A 20,186-nucleotide genomic window follows, 5' to 3' on the forward strand; every position below is an offset into this window, starting at 1 on the left:
GATACCGGTTCTGGAGCGTGCGCCGGACTGAGGTGCCGATGATCAGGATCCACACCGCACTGCTCGTGGTGTGCGCGACAGCCCTCGTGGCGTGCGCAGGGCTGGCCGTTCCCCTGCTCGGCTCGGCCGAGCCCGCGTCGTGCCGCAGCTGTCCGGTCGCCGACCCCGCCGCGCTGCCCTCCCCCGCTCCCCTGCCGAAACAGGCCCGCGAGCCAGGGGTCGACCACTGCCTCGTCGGGTCGTGGCGCACGGTCGAGGAGACCGTCCCGGTCAAGTTCTACGCCGACGTCGACCCGTTCCTCTTCACCACGAGCGGGCGCTACTACGAGTTCCGGCCGGACGGCACCGGGATCGAGCGCAACGACGACATCACCTTCGTCGGCAGCCACCGGGGCAACGAGACCCGGCTCGTGGCCGACGGCTGGCGCGAGTTCACCTGGACGGGTACGGCGGACACGCTCACCTTCGTCGCCATCACCAACGCGGCCCTCACGTGGTCCTACTACGACCAGCGCGGGCTCGTCAGCAGCCAACCGGAGCCACTCGACCCGCGACGCAACGAGGTCAAGCACTACGCGTGCGCCGGTACGCGGCTCGTGGAGACCGGTGACAACGGGTACCGCTCGACGTGGGACCGGACCACCGACTTCGGGGTGTACGGATGAGGCCCCGGCTCGCGTTCGCGCTCGCCGTCGTGGCGGGGACCGCCGCGGCCACTCTCACCGTCGTCGTGGTGGAGCGGGGTGGGCCGGAGTCGTGCCGGAGCTGCGCGGTCGTCGACCCCGCTTCGCTTGTGTCACCTGAAAGGGTGGCGCCCGCCAGGCGGAAGGGCGGGCTGCCCAGCTGTCTCGTCGGGTCGTGGCAGGTGGTGGCCGAGCGGGAGGTCATCAAGTTCTACATCGACGCGGACCCGCTGCCGTTCACCTACGGGGGCGGCCACCGGTCCTACGAGTTCCGGCCGGACGGGCAGGTCGTGGAACGCGACGTCGACTTCACCATGGTCGGCAACCACCGGGGCCAGGAGGTCAGGACCGTGCGCAACGGCGAGCGGGTCCTCACCTGGTCCGCAACCGAGAGGACCCTCACCTACCACTCGCTCGCCGCCACCTCGCTCGTCGTCGACTACTACGACCGGCGCGGCAGGCTCGACCCCGGCACCGAGACGCCCGACCCGAGCATCGAGGAGACCGACGACATCAGCTGCACGGGTAACCAGGTCGTCGAGAGCGGCACCCGGGAGAGTGGTTACAGCGCTACCTGGCAGCGGACCGGCGACTACGGGGTGTACGGATGATCCGCGTCGCCGTCGCCCTGCTCCTCCTCTCGGCCGGGCAGCCCGCGAGCCCCGAGGTGCGGGCCGCCGCCATCGCCCAGCCCGCCGTCGTGCACGTCAGCGCCTCCTGGCAGGGCTGGGTGCGTGACGCGCGGACCGGCGAGGTGTTCGGCGGCGCCGGCGGCTACACGTTCACCTCGTCGTGCAGCGGCGCGGTGGTCGACGGGGACGGGTACGTCGCCACCGCGGGCCACTGCGTCGACGGCGACGACGGCCTGATCGACATGGCGGTCGCCGAGCTGGCCTCCCTCGGCCGCGTGCGGGACAGGGCCGCCGCACGGCAGCAGCTCGCCGACAACGCCGTCGTCGAGGGCGCACGGACCGGCAGCCCCGTCACGCGGCGCGTCCAGGTCGAGCGGGCCACCGGCACCGGCAGGACCGACGTCGCGCCCGCGTCGGTCGTCGGTGTGGCGGCCGAGGGGGACGTCGCGGTGCTGAAGGTGCCGCGCAGCAACCTGCCGGCGCTGGAAGTCACCGACGCCGACGTCGCCGCGGGCACACCCGTGGTCGCCATCGGCTACCCGGCCGCCAGCGAGCAGGTCGCCGAGCCGAGCGGCAGGAACGGGCGGATCTCCGGCGCGCGGGACGGGCCCCCCTTCCTGGAGATCAGCGCGGCCGTCGCACCCGGCATGAGCGGCGGCCCGGTCGTGGACACGCGGGGCAGGCTCGTCGGGTTGGTCAGCCGGCTGCCGGGCACGCCGCGGTCGTCCAACCTCGCCACCGCGGCCACGACGCTCACCGGGTTGCTGCGCGGCAAGGGCATCGCCCCGGGCCTCGGGCCGACCGACCGCGACTACCGGACCGGCGTCGAGGCCTACTACGACGGCGAGTACGACACCGCGGTCGAGTACCTGGACGCAGTGCTGGCCGCCGCGCCGAGCCCGCAGGCACGGCGCCTGCGCGACCTCGCCGCCGGGCGCGGCGGTCACGGCCGTGACAACGGGCTCCTGGTCGCGTTGATCGTCGCCTGTGCGGGCATCGCCGTGTTCTCGGGTGCCGCGGGGGTCGCGCTGCTGGCGAGGCGGCGGCGTGCCGCCATGGCCGCGCCGACTCCGCCGTACGGTTTCCCCGTGCCGGAGCCGCCGCCGTGATCGTCAGGGTGCTCGTCGGCCTCGTACTGGTCGTGTTGGTGCTGGTCACGGTCGCCTACCTGTGCCAGCGCCGCCTCGTCTACCTGCCATCCGACGAGCCGGTGCCGGAGGCGGCCGAGGTGCTGCCCGGTGCCCGTGACGTCACGCTGACCACCTCGGACGGGCTCATGCTCGGGGCATGGTTCGTGCCGGCGACCGGCCGCGACCTCGGTTACACGGTCCTGGTCGCGAACGGCAACGGCGGCAGCCGCCTGCACCGGGCCGACCTGGCCGCGGCGCTACGCGCCAAGGGCTTCGACGTGCTGCTGTTCGACTACCGGGGCTACGGCGGCAACGCGGGCAGCCCGAGCGAGGACGGGCTGGCACTGGACGTGCGGGCGGCCCGCGACCACCTCGTCGGCGACCTGCGGGTGCCCGGGCACCGGCTGGTCTACTTCGGCGACAGCATCGGCGGCGGCGTGGTGGCCGAGCTGGCCGTCGAGTACCCGCCCGCCGCGCTCGTGCTGCGCTCGCCGTTCACCGAGCTGGCCGACACGGCCGCCGAGCACTACCCGTTCCTGCCGGTGCGCCTGCTGCTGCGTGACCGGTTCCCCGTGGCGGAGAACGTGCGCCGGGTCCGGGTGCCGACCCTCGTCGTGTACGGCGCGGCCGACGCGGTCGTGCCGCCCGCGCAGAGCCGGGCGGTCGCCGACGCGGCGGCGGGGCCGGTGACGGTGGTGGAGATACCGGACGCCGACCACAACGACCCGATCCTGCTCGCCGGGTCTCGCGTGGTCGGCGCCGTCGTCGACCTGGTCAGCTGACCTCGAGCTGCTTGCGGTGGGCGTAGGCCACGCGCCGCTCACCCTCGTCGAGGCCGCCCCAGATGCCGTAGGGCTCGTAGACCGTGAGCGCGTGGTGGCGGCACTGCACGATGACCGGGCAGCCGCGGCAGACCTCCTTCGCCCTGGCCACACGCTCCTCGCGGGCCTGGCCGCGCTCGGCGCGCGGGTGGAAGAACATGTCGCTGTTCTGGCCGCGGCACGAAGCCAGCCGTTGCCAGTCCCAGGTCTCCGCTACAGGACCCGGCAGCCGGGAAACGTCCACCATGGCAGTGCTCCTCCATCAACGCTGTGCGTGGCCTCTCTGCCGTGGTGGTACCCGAGGAATTCGCGGCGCAAACCACCGTGGTCCAAGTCACGGGGTGGTGCGTTGTCGCTGGAAGGGGCCATGATGACCACCGGGACGACGGGAGGGGCGGTACTGTGGCGCGACCTATCTGGAGCGGGGCCATCAACTTCGGGCTGGTGACGATCCCCGTTGAGCTGTACAGCGCGACCGAGGACCACACGATCAGCTTCCGGCAGTTCGAGCGGGGCACCTCGGACCGCATCCGGTACAAGCGGGTCAACGAACGCACCGGCAAGGAGGTCGCGTTCTCCGACATCGTCAAGGGCGCCGACCTCGGCGGCGGCGAGTACGTGATCATCGAGCCGGAGGAGCTGGACGCCATCGCGCCCGGCCGTTCCCGGACGATCGACATCAACTCGTTCGTGGACCTGGACGAGATCGACCCGATCCACTTCCAGAAGACGTACTGGCTCGCACCGGCCAAAGAGGAGTACGGCAAGTCGTACTCCCTGCTGCTGCAGGCGATGGAGAAGACCAACCGGGCAGGCGTGGCGTCGTTCGTCATGCGCGGCAAGGAGTACCTCACCGCGGTACGGGCGGGTGACGGCATGCTCGTGCTGAACACGCTGCTGTTCCCCGAGGACATCCGCGACCCGGCCAAGGAGCTGAAGTCGCTGCCGGAGGTCACCACGGCTCGCGGCAAGGAGCTGGACATGGCGGTGAGCCTCGTGGAGTCCATGTCGGACGAATGGCGCCCGGAGGACTACCACGACAACTACACCGAACAGGTCGAGAAGCTCATCGAGACCAAGCGCGATGGCAAGGAGATCGTCGCCGAGGCCGAGCCGTCGGAGCCCACGAAGGTGGTCGACCTGTTCGAGGCCCTGTCACGGAGCGTGGAGAGCCGCAAGAAGGGCCGCAGCGCCACGCCCGCGCCCTCCCTGGACGACCTGACCAAGGCGGAACTGGACAAGCTGGCGAAGGAACTGGAGATCAAGGGCCGCTCCAAGATGACCCGCGACGAACTGGCCAAGGCCGTCGCCGAGGCCCAGCAGACCGCCGCCGCCTCCTGACGGTACTGAAGGACGCCTTCAGTACGCACAGCGTTACGAAGGCGTCCTTCAGTACACCCGACGTTACGAAGGACGCCTTCAGTGCGTTGGGTCAGCCGCGCTTGTAGAACGGGAGCTTCACCACCGACACCGGCATGGCCTTGCCGCGGATGTCCACCGTCAGCTCGGTGCCGGGGGTGGTGAGGGCCGGCGGCACGTACGCCATCGCGATGGGGTGTCCGAGGGTCGGGGACAGGGCTCCGCTCGTCACCGTGCCCACCTGCTGGTCGCCGTCCAGCACCGGGTAGCCGTGGCGGGCGGCGCGGCGGCCCTCCGAGACGAGGCCGACCAGGACCTGTTGGGCGGCGTTGCCCTCGTCGCGGCGGCGTTCCAGTGCCGCGCGGCCGATGAAGTCCGCCGACTTGTCGAACTTCACCACCCGGCCGAGGCCCGCGTCGAACGGGGTCATGTCGGAGGTCAGCTCGTTGCCGTAGAGCGGCATGCCCGCCTCCAGGCGCAGCGTGTCGCGGCACGCCAGGCCCGAGGGCACCAGGAAGTCGAACTCCGACACCGTCCGCCACACGTCCGCGGCGTGCGGTGCCTCGGCGTAGATCTCGAAGCCGTCCTCACCGGTGTAACCCGTGCGGGCCAGGAGGATGTCGTGGCCGCCGATGACCGTCGGCACACAGCCGTAGTACGGCAGCGCCGGCAGGTCAGCGTCGCACACCGCGCCGAGGATCTCCTGCGCACGCGGGCCCTGCACGGCGATCAACGCGCACGCGGTCGACCGGTCCACCACCTCCACCGCGAAGCCCTCGGCACGGGAGAACAGCTCGGTGAACACCAGCGACGCGTTGGAGGCGTTCGCGACCACCATGAAGTGGTCCTCGCCGATGCGGTAGACGACCAGGTCGTCGAGCACGCCGCCTTCGCCGTCGCAGATCATCGTGTAGCGGGCGCGGCCCGGCTTCACCCCGGAGAGGTTGCCGACCAGCGCGTAGTCCAGCGCACGCCCGGCCTCGGGGCCGGTCAGTTCGATCTCACCCATGTGGGAGAGATCGAACAGACCGGCGGCCTCCCGCACCGCCCTGTGCTCGGCGAGCTCGCTGCCGTAGCGCAGCGGCATCGACCACCCTGCGAAGTCGGTGAACGACGCACCGAGCCCGGTGTGCACGTCGTCAAGCGGCGAGAGTGTGCTCATGGCCCAGATCCTGCCCCACCGGAGCATCAGGGGAACCTACGGGGCCAGCGTCATCCCTGGCTCCAGAGCCATCGTCGCCAGCTGGTCGAGGTCCAGCGGCGGAGCCGGGGAGGTCGGCGGCCCGCCGACCTTGACGTCGGTCCCGATGTTCTGGGCGGTGATGGTGACGTAGGTGCCGTCCGCCCGGGTCACGTCGACCCGGTTCTCGGTCACCCCGCCCTCGGCCACGTGGCTCGACTTCACGATGCGCTCGCCTTGCGGCCCGTCCACCACGGCGCAGTAGACCAGGCCGTCGCCGCAGTTCACGATCGACTTCGACGGCACGTAGACCGGCTGCAGGTAGACCAGCATGCTCCCGTCGCCCGCCTCCGTGTGGACGGACGCGCGGGACAGGAAGTACACCTTCTCGCCGCCGCAGACGGGCGCGTCGTTGATCGTGTCCCCCGGTGTCGCCTGGAAGAACTCGAACGGCCCGTGCTGTACACCGTCCGGGTACTCGCTCATGGGGTTGGTGTCGAGCCGCGCGCCGGGCAGCCTCGCCTGGAACGCCTCGGTCGCCGCCTGGGTCAGCCGGTGGTTGATCGCCGACACCGACTCCAGGTCGGCGCTGACGCACCACGCGGGCGTCGCGACGTCGGTGGGCACGCCGTACGACGGGGACGTCTTCGTCGGACTCGGCGGTTGCCCGACCGGCACGCCGCCGCCGTCGTCCCCGCCCATGGTCAACGTGATCGCGCCGACCAGCGCCACCACCGCGACCCCCGCGGCGACCGCCGGGTTGGCGACGCGGCGGACCCGTGCCGCGCGGCGGCCGCGGGTGATGACCGCGTCCACGTCGACCGTGGAGCGCGGTGCCTCCCCGATCGCGTCGTCGAAAAGCTCCCTGTGCATGTCCCGCACCTCTCCGTTCATTCGGCCTCGGCCGCCTTGGCGCGCAACGTGTCGAGCCCCCGCGCGGTCTGGCTCTTCACGGTGCCCGTCGAGCAGCCGAGGATCTCGGCGGTCTCCTCCACCGAGAGATCGAGGTAGAGGCGCAGGACGACGGCCGCGCGTCGTCTCGGCGGCAGCCCGTCGAGCAGGTCGAGCAGCTGCGCCCGGTCGACCACGGCGAACTCCTCGGCCGTCGGCAGCTCCGGCAACTCGCCGGCCACCTGCTCGCGGCGGTGCGACGGCCTGCGCTTCTCGTCCAGCCACGTGCGCAGCAGCGCCTTGCGGACGTACGCGTCGAGACTGGCGGCGCCACCGACCCTCGACCAGTGCCGGTACAGCTTCGCGATGGTGATCGACACGAGGTCGTCGGCCGTGTGCCAGTCACGGCACAGGAGGTACGCGGTACGCCGCATGACCTCCATCCGGTCGGTCACGTACTCGCGGTACGCGTGTTCCTCGGACCGTTTCACCCATGCCTCCCCGACGTCATCGCCTCTACACGGGCTGGAACGCGGCCCGGGCCGGGTGGGGTTGCTCGCTAGAGGTGAAAACCGTAGGGAAGCTCGAGGCGGTGGGCGGCGAGCAGCGCGGTGTCGGCCAGCAGCTCGCGGGTCGGGCCGTCCGCGACCACGACGCCGTCGTCGATCAGGACGCTGCGCGGGCACAGCTGCAGCGCGTAGGGCAGGTCGTGGGTGACCATCAGCGTGGTGCGCCCCAGCGAGAGCAGCACCTCGGCCAGCTCGCGGCGCGCGACCGGCTCCAGGTTCGCGGACGGCTCGTCGAGCACGAGGATCTCCGGGTCGCAGGCCAGCACGGTCGCGAGCGCGACGCGGCGGCGCTGCCCGCCGGACAGGTGCAGCGGCGACCGGTCGGCGTGCTCGGCCATGCCGACTGCGTCGAGGGCCTGACGGACCCGCTCGTCCAGCGCCGGACCCCGCAGGCCGAAGTTCGCGGGCCCGAACGCGACGTCCTCGCCGACGGTCTGCATGAACAGCTGGTCGTCCGGGTCCTGGAAGACGATGCCGACGCGGCGGCGAATCTCGTGCAGGTTGGCCTTGGTGACCGGCAGGCCCGCGACCTCGATGTGCCCGGCACCCGCGGTGTGCACGCCGTTGAGGTGCAGGACGAGCGTGGTCTTGCCCGCGCCGTTGGGGCCGAGCAGGGCGACCCGCTCCCCCTGCTCGATCCGCAGGTCCACGCCGTAGAGCGCCTGGTGGCCGTCGGGATAGGCGAAGGCGAGGCCCTTGACCACGAGCGCGGGTGTCACGGGACCAATACTGCCGTGCCGAGCACGGCGGCCGTGGCCAGCACCGGCGTGAGGCCGGCGAGCCACGTGCTGGTGCCCGCCGCGACGCCGCGTTCCGGCATGGCGCCCGTCCAGCCCCGCGACAGCATCGCCAGGTGCACCCGCTCGCCACGCTCGTAGCTGCGGACGAACAACGCGCCGACGCCCCGCGCGGTCGCGCCGACCTGCCACAGGAAACGCGGGTCGTGGCCGCGGGAGATCCTGGCGAGCCGCATCCGCCGCGCCTCGGCGGCGATGACCTCCAGGTAGCGCAGCATGAGGGTCGCGATCGTGGTCAGCACGGCCGGGGTGCGCAGGCGTTGCAGGCCGACGATCAGGTCACGCGGGGTGGTGGTCGCGGCGAGGGTGAGCGAGGTGAGCACGCCGAGGGTGCCCTTGGCGAGGATGTTCCACCCGGCGAGCGCGCCCGCCTGGCCGCCGAGGACCGGCATGAGGATCGCCACCAGCACGAACGGGACCTCGATGAACGCCCGCTTCGCGAAGTGGCCCACGGGCACGTGTGCGACCCGCCCGACCGCCACGACCAGGACGAGGTACGCCCCGAACGCCCAGAATTCCGTACGCGGCGTGGCCACCACACACAACACGGTGAGCAGGGCCGCGACGATCTTCACCTGGGCGGGCAACCGGTGTACCGGAGAGTCACCGGGGTGGTAGAGCAGGTGTTGGGCGTGTCCTCCGCTCATGCCGCCCCCGCGCCTGCTCCGCAAGCTCCGCTCATGTCTTCTCGCGGTCACGGGGGCGCCTGCGCAGCAGCCAGAACAACCCACCCGCGAGCACCGCCGTGGCCAGGACCCCCACCACGCCCGCCACGCCGGTGAAGCGGCTGTCGCCGCCGACGGCGTAGTCCGCGAGCGGGCTGTCGGCCAGGTGGTGGTCACCGCCGCGCTGGGCGATGCAGCTCCCCGTCAGCTCCTCGCCCTGGTCGGTCTCCACCACCTCGCAGCCCTTGAGGGTGGCGCTGTCCAGGCCGTCCGGGTCGGAGTCGGCGAAGTAGGACAGCACGCCCGCGCACACCAGCGCCACGAGCGCGAACCCGAGGAGGAACTTCCACTGCCGCCTCACGTCCGGACCTCCAGGGGTTTCGCCGTGCCCCGCAGCAGCTGCACGAGGTCGGGACGGGCCGCGGCGACCGCGGTGACGGTCAGTGCCGTGATCACGCCCTCGCCGATGCCGATGAGCGCGTGCAGGCCGACCATCGTCGCCGCCACGCCACCCAGCGAGAACGCAGCGTCACCGCCGATGGCGAACTCCAGCACGAAGCCGAGCGAGGCGATCACGGTGTTGCAGAACGCCGCGACGAACGCGGTCGCGGCGAGACCGCCTCGACCTCGGGTCGCGAGCGGACGCAGCGCCACGGCGATGAGGTAGCCGGCCGCGGTGCCGATCAACGCCATGTTGGTGATGTTCGCGCCGAGCGCGGTGAGCCCGCCGTCGGCGAAGACCAGCGCCTGCACGACGAGCACGATGCCCACGCACAGGGCGCCGACGAACGGGCCGACCAGGATCGCGGCCAGTGCGCCGCCGAGCAGGTGACCGCTCACGCCGGGCAGGATCGGGAAGTTCAGCATCTGGGTGGCGAACACGAACGCGGCGACCAGGCCCGCCATCGGCGCCGTCCGGTCGTCGAGGTCACGGCGTGCGCCGACCATCGCGACCGCCATCCCGACCACCGCGACACCGCCGAAGATGACCGACGTCGGGGCGTTGATCAGGCCGTCACTCATGTGCATGGCTACGGATTGGGACACGAACACCACCCTAGATACCAGAGACCGGCTATCACCAGGGATTTGCAACAACGATTCGTGTTCGTGTGGCCCGCGCCACCCCGACTACCCCGGGGTGGACACCCACAGCCACGCCCGGTCGACGAACTCGTTCATCGCGACGTCGACGAGCCCGACGCGGTCCGCGGCGAGCGGGGTGTAGCCGGGTGCCACGACGTCGGTGCGCGGCACGTCGAGCACCAGCACCACCAGGTCGGCGTCCGGGTTGTCGGCCACCGCGCGGCGCAGGGCCTCGCTGTCGACGAGCCGGGAGATGTTGACGACCAGGGGCCCGGCGAACACGGGACCGCCCCGCGCGACCGGCCCGGCGCCGACGGTCATGCGCAGCCGGATCCGGTCGGCGGCGGCCCGGTTGTCCTCGGCCAGCCGCGCCGCGACCGACCGCAACAGGGCGGGCAGCCGCTCGACGGGGTCGCTGGCGGTCGGCAGGAACACCACGAGGCCGTCTCCCGAGCCGCTGTCCCGGTCGACCTCGTCGAAGTCGTCGCCGACGTCGGCGACCACGGCCCTCAGCAACGCCTCCAGCCGGCGGGAGATCCGTTCCTGGTCCGACACCGTCCGCTGCCCGTAGCTCACCACGTCCACCACGAACCCCAGCCGGTTCGCCCGGCGGTGCTCGGCGACCTCCGGCGGCCCCCAGGCGCCCGACATCACGAAGCCGTCCCCGCCGGGTCCGCCGGCCGTCTGCCCGGGTATCCGCCGCCGCCCGGCACGACGGCCTCGTAACCCGCCTCGGCCAGCGACTCGCGGAGCACCGAGGTGAGCCTGCCCTCCAGCACCTTGACCCGGTCGCCGGGCCCGGGGTGGCTCCGCGAGCCGGTGTCGGCGGCGAGCTCACGCAGGCTGTGCGCGACGCCGTACATGTCGGCGGTGAGCGTGCCCGGCGCCCTGCGCCTCGGGCGGATCACCGAGCAGACCGTCCGCAGGCGGGCCGGCACGGTCATGGGCAGGACGAGGAACCGCAGCACCGCCCGCACGACGGGCAGCAGCGGCGAGTCCGGCGTGGTGTCGATCGCGCTGTACTCCCTCTTCAGCGGTGGCAGCACGCACGGCACCCACTCGACGTGCAGGGTCGCGTCACGCACCGCGAGGTGCAGGAACGTGGAGACGACGACGTCGCGGTCACGCGCCTCGAACTGGAAGACCAGGTAGTAGGCGGCCCACCCGAGCGGCCGGTCCCGGAGCTCCCGTACCCGTTGACCCCTCAGCAACGGGTACGGGGCCGCCCCCGGGTCCGCGAGGAAGTCCCCCGCCCGCTCGACGTTCTCGACGAGGCCCGCCGCGGCCACCACCACCCGTTCGGTGACACGCAGGTCGGCGAACTCGCCACGCAGGGCCCGCACGGCACGCGCGACGCCCTCGTACAGCGCCCCCGCGCACAGCGGCCGCACGTCCTCCGCGCTCGACCGGGGCCGCAGCGGCACCGCGAGCGACCACGGCCCGTGCGGCTCGCCAGCGCCGACGAACACGCGCGGGCCACGTGTGACGACCACCTGGACGGCGTCGTCCGGCGTCGCCGGGTCGGCCATCCACTGGTGCCGGCGAAGGCAGCGGCGGAGCTGCGCGAGGAAGTGCTCTGCGCCGAAGAGGAACACCCGCCGCGACCGGGACGACAGCGCGTCCGGGCTCGGGTCGGTGAGCAGGAACCCACGCAGGAACCGGACCTCGATGTGGTGCCACACCACGTACTCGTCGACCACCAGGACCGCGAGCAACACGACGAGCAACCCGACGGCGAGCACCGCGGCCGCGGTGAGCCCCACGCCGTAGGAGTAGCTCGTGACGTCCTCGGAAGTCCGGAACAGCAGGATCAGCAACGCGATCGCGACGAGCCCACCACCGACCGCGGGCAGCGCTCCCCGGCCCGGGGTGGACCGCCGGAGGAAGACGATCACCCCGACGAGCAGCCACCCGACGAGCAGACTCAGCGACAACGTCACCAGGACACCGGCGAACAGCGTCACCACCAGCGTGTCCCGGACCTTCCGACGGGCACGGGCGGCGACCGCCTCGGCCAGGACGGCGCCTGCCCGCACCCCTGCGACGGGCGGCGCGGCGCGGGTCGGTTCCGTGAGGAACTCCCTGATCGCCCGGTCGGCGAACCGGTCGTCGAGGTGCGCCGCGGCACAGAGGTACCGCGTCGTGTCGTCGCGCCCACGAGCGTGGTCGCTCCGCACGCTGCGCTCCGTCGACATCCCCACGCCCCACGCTCGGCCGAACCCGTTGATTTCGACGGTAGCCGTCCACGTTTTTACCTGGGGATGCCGCGCCAATTTGTCAAAGATATGTCCCCTGTTCGGGACGCCGACAATTATTGGACAGTGTGCCGGTGGACTTGACATTCGGCAATCTGTAACGATGTTCGGATGGTGGTGCGCAGTACCTTCGACGAGCTCCTGGATATCCCGCGTGGCCGGGGCATGCAGGCCGGGGACGTCGCCGACCGGGTCGGCCCGGGGCTGCGCACGGCGTGCGGGGTCACCTCGGCCGACTCGCCGGCCACGGTGCGGCGCAAGGTCGCGGGCCGTCTCGCCGAGCTGTGCGAGCGGCTGCCGGAGGACCTGCGGGTCTCGGTGCTCGCCGCACTCGCACTGCACCCGCAGGCCAACCACCAGTTCATGCAGGACCGGATGGGGTGGGCCGCGCGGCAGATCAACCGCGACCACCCCAGGGCGGCGGTGCGCCGGATGAAGATCGGCTTCCGGATCCTCGCCGAGCAGCTCGACGAGCTGGTCTCCGACCCCAACCTGCACGCAGGCTGGCACGTCGGCTCGATGCGCGCGCTGTTGCGGCTGGACATCGACCCACCGCACCTGGTGGAGGACCGGGTGATCGCCGCCTCTGCCGACCACCTCGACGGCATCGAGCTGCGCTACACGAGGTCGGCACAGCACGAGCCGGTGGCCGCGGGCGCGACCATGCTGTACGGCGGGGAGATCATCGAGGCCGAGCAGGTGACCCCGAGCCACGCGCGGTACGCCGTGCGGCTGCCCAGGACGCTCAGTTCGGGTGAGCGGCACGAGCTCGGTGTGCGGGTCGCCGTGCCGCCGCGCGCGATCATGCCGCCGTTCTTCGTGCTGACGCCACTGCAGCCGTGCGAGCGGTTCACCGTGCGGGTGCGCTTCGGCGCCGACGTGCCCAAGCGCATCTGGCGGCTGAACGGCATCCCGCCCCGGGCCATCGACGACTTCGAGCCCGCCGACGGGCTGCTCGAACCGGACCGCCTCGGCGAGGTCGGGCTCGAGTTCTCCAGGCTGCACCAGGGCCTCAGCTACGGCATGCGCTGGTCGGCGCCGTGATGGAACCACCGGTGCAGGGCTCGTTCCTGTACTACCTGGAGCGGGCGGACCGCGAGTTCCTGCTCGGCCGTGCCACGATCCGCAAGCTGGCGACCGGCAGGACGCTCATGCACGAGGGCGACCCGACCGACCACGTGCTGGTGCTGCTCTCCGGCTGGGTTCGGGTCTACATCAACGCCCGCGACGGGCAGGTGGTGCTGTTCTCGCTGTGCGGTCCCGGCGAGGTCATCGGCGACCTCGCGGTGCTGCACGGCTGGCCGCGCACCGCGACCGTGGACACCCTGCACGAGACCGAGTTCGCGCAGTTCTCACACGATGCCTTCCTGTCCTGCCTGCACGACCGGGCGGCCGTCGGCGTCGCGCTGCTGCGGCAGATGGCGGTGCGGCTGCGCAAGGCGGACGGGGCGAGGGTCGGCTTCGCGACCATGGACGTGGCACAGCGGGTGGCGGCGTTCCTCGTGCGGCTGGCCGACCTGCACGGCACCGAGACCCCCGACGGCGTGCTCGTCGGGATGCCGTTGACACAGCAGGACATCGCGAACAGCATTGGGGGCTCACGGCGTGCCGTGGCCCGTGCGCTCCAGACGTTCCGCGAGCGGGGGATCCTCGTCACCGGCAGGCGGACGTTCGTGCTGTCCGCGCTCGAGGTGCTCCGCCGCCTCGCCGGGAATGTGCCAGATGGCACCTAGCGGGGACGTCACCCTGCGCTGTCCCGAATTCCGTTCCGTACGAACCTAATGGTGCCCGGAGAAACGGGATGAGGTTCGGGGGGACGGACATGAGGTACTTCGTGACGGTTTCCACCGTCGTGCGGCTCGGATTCTGGTTGTTCACGATCGGTGTCGTGTTGGGCCTCATTCTCGGTGTCCGAGTCTGATTCCGCGTCGTCTCTCCGGGTTTCCCGCAGGTCGGACCGAAGAGGGAGGCGTGACATGGAGAGCCATCTGCTGGTGCTCGTCGTGCTCGGTGCGTGAGTGCGGCCCTGAGGATGTCGGGGGAGTCGCGGCACCGCCGGTTCTGGGGGTTCGGCGGTGCCGCGACTGTCGTCGGCTCAGGTGAAGGCGTTGATCCCGGTCAGCCCGCGGCCGATGAGGAGCTTCTGGACCTGGCTCGTGCCCTCGTAGAGGGTCATCACGCGGGCGTCGCGGAGGATCTTCGCGACCGGGTACTCGTCGAGGTAGCCGTAGCCGCCGTAGACCTGGATCGCCAGGTTCGCGGCGGCGACGGCGTTCTCGCTCGCGTACAGCTTGGCCATCGAGGCCTCGCCGGAGAACTTCTCGCCACGGTCGACGAGGTCGGCGACACGCCAGACGAGCAGCCGCGCGGCGTCCGTGCCGACCGCCATGTCGGCCAGCATCTGTTGCACCAGCTGGAAACCGGCGATCGGCCTGCCGAACTGGTGGCGCTCCCCCGCGTACTGGACCGAGGCCTCCAGTGCCGCCCGGGCGAGACCGACACAGCCCGCGGCCACGGACATCCGGCCCTTGTCGAGTGCCGCCATCGCGATCTTGAAACCCTGGCCGAGGTCGCCGAGCACCGCGTCGTCGCCGACCCGTACGCCGTCGAGCACCAGCTCGCCGGTGGACTGGCCCCGCAGGCCGAGCTTCCCCTTGATCTCCCGGTGCGTGAACCCGTCCGAGTCCGTCGGCACGAGGAACGCCGTCACCCCGCGTGGCCCCGCCTCACCCGTCCGAGCGAACACGAGCGCGAGATCCGCCCACGTCCCGTTGGTGATGAACATCTTCGATCCACTGAGGACCCACTCGTCGCCGTCACGGACGGCCTTGGTGGCGAGGTTGCCCGCGTCGGAGCCGGTGTCGGGCTCGGTGAGCCCGAAGCACGCCAGCGACTCGCCGGTGCACAGTCGGGTGAGCCAGTGTTTCTTCTGTTCCTCGGTCCCGTAGACGAGGATCGTCTTCCCGACGAGCCCGAGCGAGACGGACACGATGCCGCGGATGGCGGAGTCGCCCCGGCCCAGCTCCTCCATCATCAGGCAGTAGGACAGGTGGTCGCCGCCGGAGCCGCCGTACTCCTCGGGCACCGTCATGCCGAGGAACCCGACGCCGGCGAGCTTGCCGACGATGGCCCGGTCCACCTGTTCGTTGCGGTCCCATTCGCGGGTGTGCGGCACGACCTCCCGGTCGATGAAGTCCCGCGCGAGTTCCCGGAGCGCGGCCTGCTCCTCGCTGAGCGAAAGATCCATGACCGCACCCTACGTCGCGCACCCGCCCCCGACCGCCCGGCCGACCGCACCGAAGGACGCCTTCCCAACGCTGGGCGCACTGAAGGACGCCTTCCTAACGCCGGGCGTACTGAAGGACGCCTTCAGTACGTTGGGTCGGGGCCGCACCCCCGCGTTCCACCAGGACAGCACCCACCGAAACGCCGAACCCGACCGAAACCTCACCGAGGAGACCCAAGCCGGGCACACCACACGACCCCTCAGTGCTGGACGCCCGCCAGCAACGGCGGGTAGACCGGCGACTCACGGCCGTCGACCGTGGCGCCGCCGTACATCAGCATCGCGCCGACCTGGTCGTTGAGCGGGGCCGGGTAGTTCAGCGTCGGGGCGGACACCTCGTCGAGCCGCGCACGCTGGGCGTCGGTCAGCGTGATCCCCAGGCCCGCGAGGTTGCCCTCCAGGTGGTCGAAGCGGCGCGGGCCGATCAGCACAGACGTGACCGACGGCCTACCCAGCAGCCACGCCAACGCCACCGCCGCCGGCGTCGACCCGACCTCGTCCGCGACCCGGGCGACCGCCTCGATCACGTCGTACTCGGCGTCGGTCGGGGCACCCAGCACCTCGGCGCGACGCACGTCGGCGCCGGTGCCCGCCCGGGTGTACTTGCCGGACAGGAACCCGCTCCGCAGCGGGCTCCACGGCAGCACCGCCATGCCCGTGTCCAGTGCCAGCGGCACCAGCTCGCCCTCGACCGTGCGGGCCAGCAGCGAGTACTCGACCTGCAGCGCGGTCACCGGTGTCCACCCCCGCAGCAGTGCCGTCGTGTGTGCCTGCGCGGTGTACCACGCCGGGGTGTTCGAGAAGCCGACGTAACGGATCTTGCCCGCGGTCACCAGGTCGTCGAGCGTCCGGAGCGTCTCCTCCAGCGGCGTCGTCCGGTCGTGGTTGTGCAGCCAGTACAGGTCGACGTAGTCCGTGCGCAGCCTGCGCAGCGACGCCTCCAGCTGCGAGACGATCGCCTTGCGGCCCGCGCCGCCGCCGTTCGGGTCGCCGAGGTGGAGGTTGGTGTAGAACTTCGTGGCCAGGACGACCCGGTCGCGCCTGCCCGGCTCCGCCGCGAAGAAGTCGCCGAGGATGTGCTCGGATCGCCCGTTCGTGTAGAAGTTCGCCGTGTCGACGAAGTTGCCGCCGCGATCGAGGTAGGCCCGCAGGATCCGGTCCGACTCCTCGACGTCGGCGCTGAAGCCCTCGCCGTCGCCGAAGTTCATCGCGCCGAGGCAGTAGGGGCTGACGCGCAGGCCGGAGCGGCCGAGGGTGACGTACGAGTCCAGTGCCATATCGATGCACTCCAAGAGGTCCGAGTTTCGGTGACGTCCTCAAGTCAAGCGTGCTGAGCAGGTGGTTCGCGCGTCCGATCCGGTCGGTGGAGTGCACGATCCTGCCATACTGGTTCCGTGAGCCTCCCCGAGCTGTGTTCGTTGATCGCCGCCAACCACGGACGGGACGACGTCGACTGGCTTTTCCTGGCGCGGACCGACGAGGTCGGCGAGCCGACGCCGCTGCTGACCGGCCCGGCCGTGGGGCTCGTCGCGGCGGGGGCCAAGCGGGCCGCGCTCGGCGACCGGACCTACGACTACCGCGCCGGGCAGTACCTGGCCGTGTCGGTCGACCTGCCGGTGACCAGCACGTACACGGAGGCGCCGTTCCTCGGGATCGGGCTGTGGCTGGAGCCCTCGGCGATCGCGGAGCTGCTGCTCGACACCGACCGGTCCGTCACGCGTGCCGCCAACCACCCCGGCATCGCGGTCAGCGACGCCTCCCCCGAGCTGATCGACGCGTTCACCCGGCTGCTGCGGCTGCTCGACCGGCCCGACGACCTGCGGGTCCTGGCCCCGATGATCAAACGTGAGATCGTCTGGCGGCTGATCACCGGGCCGCAGGGCGCGATGGTGCGCCAGATCGGACTGGCCGACAGCACGCTCACCCACGTCGGCCGCGCGATCAGGTGGATCCGGGAACACCACGCCGAACCGCTGCGGATCGAGGAGCTGGCGCGGCTGTCCCGGATGAGCACGACATCGTTCCACCGCCACTTCCGTGCCGTCACCGCGATGACCCCGGTGCAGTACCAGAAGAGCATCCGGCTGCACGAGGCCCGGCTGCTGCTCGTGGACCGCACCCACGACGTCACCACGGTCGGCTACCTCGTCGGCTACGAGAGCGCCTCACAGTTCAGCCGAGAGTACCGGCGCCAGTTCGGTCTTCCACCCGGTCGTGACGCCGAACGCCTGCGCCACGCCAACGCCTGAACGCGATAATGGACTCTCGCCGAGATCTTCCAGGGGAGTCCACTTTGCGATCACACAGACAGCTGCTCGTTGCCGTGCTCGCGGCGGTCACGGCAGCGGGGACGGTCACCGCGACCGCGGCGGCCGACACAGCCGAACACGACTATCCGGTCGTCGGCGGGGTGGTGCGGGACAACGTCGACAAGGCACACAGCCCGCTGACCGAGGCCGGCTCCTCAGGCAGGCGCGCAGAGGCGCCCGCCGAGGACTACGTGCGGGGCATCGACGTCGCGCGCTACCAGCACGACGGCGGCGACATCGACTGGTCGCAGGTCGCCGGTAGCGGCATCCGGTTCGTCGGGGTCAAGGCCACCGAGGGCGACTACTACGAGAACCCCTACTTCGCGGACGACCAGGACGCCGCGCGTGCCGCGGGGATGTACGCGTTCGCCTACCACTTCGGCACCCCCAACGACTCCGGCGGTGTCGCGCAGGCCGACTACTTCGTCGACCGCGCCGGGTACACACCGGACGGCAGGACGCTGAGTCCCGTACTGGACATGGAGTACAACCCGTACGACACCGCGAACGTCTGCTACGACAAGACACCCGCCGAGCTGGTCACGTGGATCCAGGACTTCGTCGGCGAGGTCAAGGTCCGCACGGGCGCGACCGCGATGATCTACACCGCGCCCACCTTCTGGAGCGACTGCACGGCCAACAGCACCGCCTTCGCCGCGCACCCGCTGTGGATAGCCAACTACGGGGTCGCCGCGCCGACCGTGCCCAGCGCCTGGGGCGGCTGGACGTTCTGGCAGTACAGCAAGTCCACCGCCGTGCCGGGCATCTCGGGCGACGTGGACGGCAACTACGTCAGCGGCGGTGAGGCCGCGCTCGACTCACTCGCGGCCAAGGCCGCCGGCTACACCGCCGCGACACCGACCCGGGTACTCGACACACGCAACGCCACCGGTGTCGGCACGACCACCCCGCTCGGCGCGGGCGGTGTGGTCACCGTGGACCTGTCGGGTCGGTTACCCGCCACCGCGACAGCCGCGGTCCTGAACGTCACCGGCATAGCGACGGCGACGACGTACGTCACGGTCTGGCCGGGCGGCCGCGCGCGGCCCAACGCCTCCAACCTGAACCTGGTCGCGGGCGACGTCCGGTCGAACCTGGTGACCGTGCAGGTCGGGCCTGACCGCAAGATCTCCCTGTTCAACAACGCGGGCAACACACATCTGCTCGCCGACCTCGCGGGCTGGTACGCCACCGACGCGACCGGCCTGCACACCGCGCTGTCGCCGCAGCGCGTGCTCGACACCCGCTCCGGCGCGGGCACCCCGCTCGGCGCGCAGGGCACGCTCACGCTCGACCTGTCGTCGAAGGTCCCGTCGGACGCCACCGCGGTGACGATCAACCTCACCGGCGTCGGCGCGACCAGCGGCACGTTCGTGTCGGCCTGGCCGACCGGCGAGGCCCGGCCGAACGTGTCGAGCCTGAACCTGGGCAACGCCAACGCGACACCGAACCTCGTCACGGTGAAGCTCGGCACGAACCGGTCGGTCAGCCTGTTCAACAACGCCGGCTCGACGCACCTGCTGGCCGACCTCGCCGGCTACTACTCCCCCGACTCCGGTTCGCGGTTCATCGCCGTGCCGCCGCAACGCCTGGTGGACTCGCGCAGCGGCAGCGCGAGCTGGACGGCGGTCGGCGGCGGCGGGAACGCACTCGCGCTGCCGATGCTCAACCCGGTGCCTGCCAGCGCGACCGGCGTGATCCTGAACGTCACGGGTATCGCGCCCACGAGTGACACGTTCGTGTCGGTGTACCCGAGGACGGGCACCACACCGACGCGCCCCGGCTCGTCGAACCTCAACCTGGTCGCGGGGCAGACCGTGCCGAACCTGGTGTCGGTCGCGACCGGCACGCACACCGACGTGTGGTTGTTCAACAACGCGGGCGGGATCAACCTGATCGCGGACCTCGCCGGCTACTTCACCCCGTAGTGGCGGACGGCCCGGGGGCGGCGGCGTCCCCGGGCCGCAGGCCCTCCCACGACCGACTCTCGCTCGGTCGCTCCGCATCGTGGGCCGTTCCGCAAGCTCCACTCCAGGACCAGTGCGGGACGTGCATTCCAGCGGGGACGTCGTCCTTCGAGCCGTGGTAGCGCGACATGGTCGTCGTGGTGGCCCACGCGAAGTAGTCGTGGAGGACCTGCCGCGTCGGGTCGGCCAGCCCCACGTCGTCCAGGGCCTGGTCGAAGCACTCGATGGCGCGCCGGTCCATCTCGTCGTGCGGGCCGTTGCCGCTGTGCATGCGCACGACCAGTGTCTCGTCGCCGTAGTCGTCGGAGTAGGTGGTGGGCCCGCCCAGGGCCTCCGCCCAGTACGCGGCGAGCCGCTCGCTGTGCTGGGGGTGGTAACCGTGGCTGAAGGCGTGGCTGACCACCTCGTCGGCCAGCACCCGTTCGTGCCACGCCTCGGCGAGGCGGCGCAGGCCCGCGTCACCGCCCGCAGCTTCGTAGACGCTCTCCATGCGCCACAGCATGCCACTCCACTTCGAAGCAGATGTTATCGTCATCTGGATGCTCGAAGCATCCGG

The 20,186-nt window shown here is 71.3% G+C and carries 22 protein-coding genes; 9 read left to right on the forward strand and 13 right to left on the reverse strand.

Annotation, left to right across the window (positions count from 1 at the left end):
* The first annotated feature begins 38 nt into the window (after positions 1-38).
* From CLV71_RS27605 to CLV71_RS27620, 4 genes are read left to right on the forward strand one after another with little or no spacing between them, the layout of a single operon-like run.
* On the forward strand, positions 39-665 hold the full coding sequence (locus CLV71_RS27605; protein ID WP_133905781.1) for a hypothetical protein: 627 nt from the start codon (positions 39-41) through the stop codon (positions 663-665).
* Entirely contained in the window at positions 662-1,294 is a 633-nt protein-coding gene (locus CLV71_RS27610; protein ID WP_133905782.1) for a hypothetical protein, read from the forward strand. The genes CLV71_RS27605 and CLV71_RS27610 overlap by 4 nt, the downstream gene beginning before the upstream one ends.
* A complete protein-coding gene (locus tag CLV71_RS27615; protein WP_133905783.1) occupies positions 1,291-2,424 on the forward strand; it encodes a S1 family peptidase in 1,134 nt (377 codons plus the stop codon). The genes CLV71_RS27610 and CLV71_RS27615 overlap by 4 nt, the downstream gene beginning before the upstream one ends.
* Positions 2,421-3,227 carry an alpha/beta hydrolase gene (locus CLV71_RS27620; protein WP_208297784.1) on the forward strand — a complete coding sequence of 269 codons (807 nt, stop codon included), beginning with the start codon at positions 2,421-2,423 and terminating at the stop codon, positions 3,225-3,227. Before CLV71_RS27615 ends, CLV71_RS27620 begins: the two co-directional genes overlap by 4 nt.
* On the opposite strand, the gene CLV71_RS27625 is transcribed toward CLV71_RS27620, so the two are convergent.
* Positions 3,220-3,513, reverse strand: a complete 294-nt coding sequence (locus CLV71_RS27625) for a WhiB family transcriptional regulator (protein ID WP_133905784.1) — start codon at positions 3,511-3,513, stop codon at positions 3,220-3,222. The genes CLV71_RS27620 and CLV71_RS27625 overlap by 8 nt on opposite strands.
* 155 nt (positions 3,514-3,668) lie before the next feature.
* On the opposite strand from CLV71_RS27625, the gene ku reads away from it, so the two are divergent.
* On the forward strand, positions 3,669-4,607 hold the full coding sequence (gene ku / locus CLV71_RS27630; RefSeq protein WP_133905785.1) for a non-homologous end joining protein Ku: 939 nt from the start codon (positions 3,669-3,671) through the stop codon (positions 4,605-4,607).
* Between the two features lie 91 nt (positions 4,608-4,698).
* Here ku and gcvT read toward each other — a convergent pair whose 3' ends face one another.
* The 9 genes from gcvT to CLV71_RS27675 form a co-directional block, all read right to left on the reverse strand.
* Positions 4,699-5,787, reverse strand: coding sequence for a glycine cleavage system aminomethyltransferase GcvT (gcvT, locus tag CLV71_RS27635; RefSeq protein ID WP_133905786.1), 1,089 nt, complete (start codon positions 5,785-5,787; stop codon positions 4,699-4,701).
* Positions 5,788-5,823: 36 nt separating this feature from the next.
* A complete protein-coding gene (locus tag CLV71_RS27640; protein WP_133905787.1) occupies positions 5,824-6,678 on the reverse strand; it encodes a hypothetical protein in 855 nt (284 codons plus the stop codon).
* Between the two features lie 17 nt (positions 6,679-6,695).
* Positions 6,696-7,187, reverse strand: a complete 492-nt coding sequence (locus CLV71_RS27645; protein ID WP_133905788.1) for a SigE family RNA polymerase sigma factor — start codon at positions 7,185-7,187, stop codon at positions 6,696-6,698.
* 68 nt (positions 7,188-7,255) lie between these two features.
* Positions 7,256-7,984, reverse strand: a complete 729-nt coding sequence (locus CLV71_RS27650; protein ID WP_133905789.1) for an energy-coupling factor ABC transporter ATP-binding protein — start codon at positions 7,982-7,984, stop codon at positions 7,256-7,258.
* Positions 7,981-8,709: an energy-coupling factor transporter transmembrane component T family protein gene (locus CLV71_RS27655; RefSeq protein WP_133905790.1), complete on the reverse strand. Its 729-nt coding sequence runs from the start codon at positions 8,707-8,709 to the stop codon at positions 7,981-7,983. Before CLV71_RS27655 ends, CLV71_RS27650 begins: the two co-directional genes overlap by 4 nt.
* A gap of 31 nt (positions 8,710-8,740) precedes the next feature.
* The gene (locus CLV71_RS27660; RefSeq protein ID WP_133905791.1) at positions 8,741-9,088 is read right to left on the reverse strand and encodes a PDGLE domain-containing protein; all 348 of its coding nucleotides are present in this window, start codon (positions 9,086-9,088) and stop codon (positions 8,741-8,743) included.
* A complete protein-coding gene (locus tag CLV71_RS27665; protein ID WP_208297785.1) occupies positions 9,085-9,774 on the reverse strand; it encodes an energy-coupling factor ABC transporter permease in 690 nt (229 codons plus the stop codon). The genes CLV71_RS27660 and CLV71_RS27665 overlap by 4 nt, the downstream gene beginning before the upstream one ends.
* Positions 9,775-9,858: 84 nt before the next feature.
* Positions 9,859-10,467, reverse strand: coding sequence for a hypothetical protein (locus tag CLV71_RS27670; protein ID WP_133905792.1), 609 nt, complete (start codon positions 10,465-10,467; stop codon positions 9,859-9,861).
* Positions 10,464-11,990 (reverse strand): hypothetical protein, encoded by a 1,527-nt coding sequence (locus CLV71_RS27675; protein WP_133905793.1) that lies wholly within the window; start codon positions 11,988-11,990, stop codon positions 10,464-10,466. Before CLV71_RS27675 ends, CLV71_RS27670 begins: the two co-directional genes overlap by 4 nt.
* A gap of 189 nt (positions 11,991-12,179) precedes the next feature.
* Between CLV71_RS27675 and CLV71_RS27680 the strand changes: the two genes are divergently transcribed.
* Positions 12,180-13,112 (forward strand): hypothetical protein, encoded by a 933-nt coding sequence (locus tag CLV71_RS27680; RefSeq protein WP_133905794.1) that lies wholly within the window; start codon positions 12,180-12,182, stop codon positions 13,110-13,112.
* Complete coding sequence (locus CLV71_RS27685) at positions 13,112-13,801, forward strand: Crp/Fnr family transcriptional regulator (protein ID WP_243866765.1); 690 nt, start codon at positions 13,112-13,114, stop codon at positions 13,799-13,801. The genes CLV71_RS27680 and CLV71_RS27685 overlap by 1 nt, the downstream gene beginning before the upstream one ends.
* Before the next feature lie 362 nt (positions 13,802-14,163).
* Here the strand turns inward: CLV71_RS27685 and CLV71_RS27690 are convergent, their stop codons facing one another.
* Together CLV71_RS27690 and CLV71_RS27695 are read right to left on the reverse strand one after the other, a co-directional pair.
* Positions 14,164-15,315, reverse strand: coding sequence for an acyl-CoA dehydrogenase family protein (locus CLV71_RS27690; protein WP_133905796.1), 1,152 nt, complete (start codon positions 15,313-15,315; stop codon positions 14,164-14,166).
* A 239-nt stretch (positions 15,316-15,554) separates the two neighbouring features.
* Positions 15,555-16,631, reverse strand: a complete 1,077-nt coding sequence (locus tag CLV71_RS27695) for an aldo/keto reductase (RefSeq protein WP_133905797.1) — start codon at positions 16,629-16,631, stop codon at positions 15,555-15,557.
* Between the two features lie 117 nt (positions 16,632-16,748).
* Here CLV71_RS27695 and CLV71_RS27700 point away from each other — a divergent pair, with 117 nt between their 5' ends.
* Entirely contained in the window at positions 16,749-17,603 is an 855-nt protein-coding gene (locus CLV71_RS27700) for an AraC family transcriptional regulator (protein WP_133905798.1), read from the forward strand.
* Between the two features lie 44 nt (positions 17,604-17,647).
* Positions 17,648-19,591 carry a GH25 family lysozyme gene (locus CLV71_RS27705; RefSeq protein ID WP_166664284.1) on the forward strand — a complete coding sequence of 648 codons (1,944 nt, stop codon included), beginning with the start codon at positions 17,648-17,650 and terminating at the stop codon, positions 19,589-19,591.
* Here CLV71_RS27705 and CLV71_RS27710 read toward each other — a convergent pair.
* Positions 19,581-20,120, reverse strand: a complete 540-nt coding sequence (locus tag CLV71_RS27710; protein WP_133905800.1) for a group II truncated hemoglobin — start codon at positions 20,118-20,120, stop codon at positions 19,581-19,583. The genes CLV71_RS27705 and CLV71_RS27710 overlap by 11 nt on opposite strands.
* Between the last annotated feature and the right edge of the window lie 66 nt (positions 20,121-20,186).

It is taken from the genome of Actinophytocola oryzae, from assembly GCF_004364325.1.
Lineage (GTDB): Bacteria > Actinomycetota > Actinomycetes > Mycobacteriales > Pseudonocardiaceae > Actinophytocola > Actinophytocola oryzae.

Bases quoted from the DNA above. Each gene is read 5' to 3' on its own strand.
- CLV71_RS27605 (WP_133905781.1), top strand. From the start codon at position 39: ATGATCAGGATCCACACCGCACTGCTCGTGGTGTGCGCGACAGCCCTC.
- CLV71_RS27610 (WP_133905782.1), top strand. From the start codon at position 662: ATGAGGCCCCGGCTCGCGTTCGCGCTCGCCGTCGTGGCGGGGACCGCC.
- CLV71_RS27615 (WP_133905783.1), top strand. From the start codon at position 1,291: ATGATCCGCGTCGCCGTCGCCCTGCTCCTCCTCTCGGCCGGGCAGCCC.
- CLV71_RS27625 (WP_133905784.1), bottom strand. From the start codon at position 3,513: ATGGTGGACGTTTCCCGGCTGCCGGGTCCTGTAGCGGAGACCTGGGAC.
- gcvT (WP_133905786.1), bottom strand. From the start codon at position 5,787: ATGAGCACACTCTCGCCGCTTGACGACGTGCACACCGGGCTCGGTGCG.
- CLV71_RS27640 (WP_133905787.1), bottom strand. From the start codon at position 6,678: ATGCACAGGGAGCTTTTCGACGACGCGATCGGGGAGGCACCGCGCTCC.
- CLV71_RS27655 (WP_133905790.1), bottom strand. From the start codon at position 8,709: ATGAGCGGAGGACACGCCCAACACCTGCTCTACCACCCCGGTGACTCT.
- CLV71_RS27680 (WP_133905794.1), top strand. From the start codon at position 12,180: ATGGTGGTGCGCAGTACCTTCGACGAGCTCCTGGATATCCCGCGTGGC.
- CLV71_RS27685 (WP_243866765.1), top strand. From the start codon at position 13,112: ATGGAACCACCGGTGCAGGGCTCGTTCCTGTACTACCTGGAGCGGGCG.
- CLV71_RS27690 (WP_133905796.1), bottom strand. From the start codon at position 15,315: ATGGATCTTTCGCTCAGCGAGGAGCAGGCCGCGCTCCGGGAACTCGCG.
- CLV71_RS27695 (WP_133905797.1), bottom strand. From the start codon at position 16,631: ATGGCACTGGACTCGTACGTCACCCTCGGCCGCTCCGGCCTGCGCGTC.
- CLV71_RS27710 (WP_133905800.1), bottom strand. From the start codon at position 20,120: ATGGAGAGCGTCTACGAAGCTGCGGGCGGTGACGCGGGCCTGCGCCGC.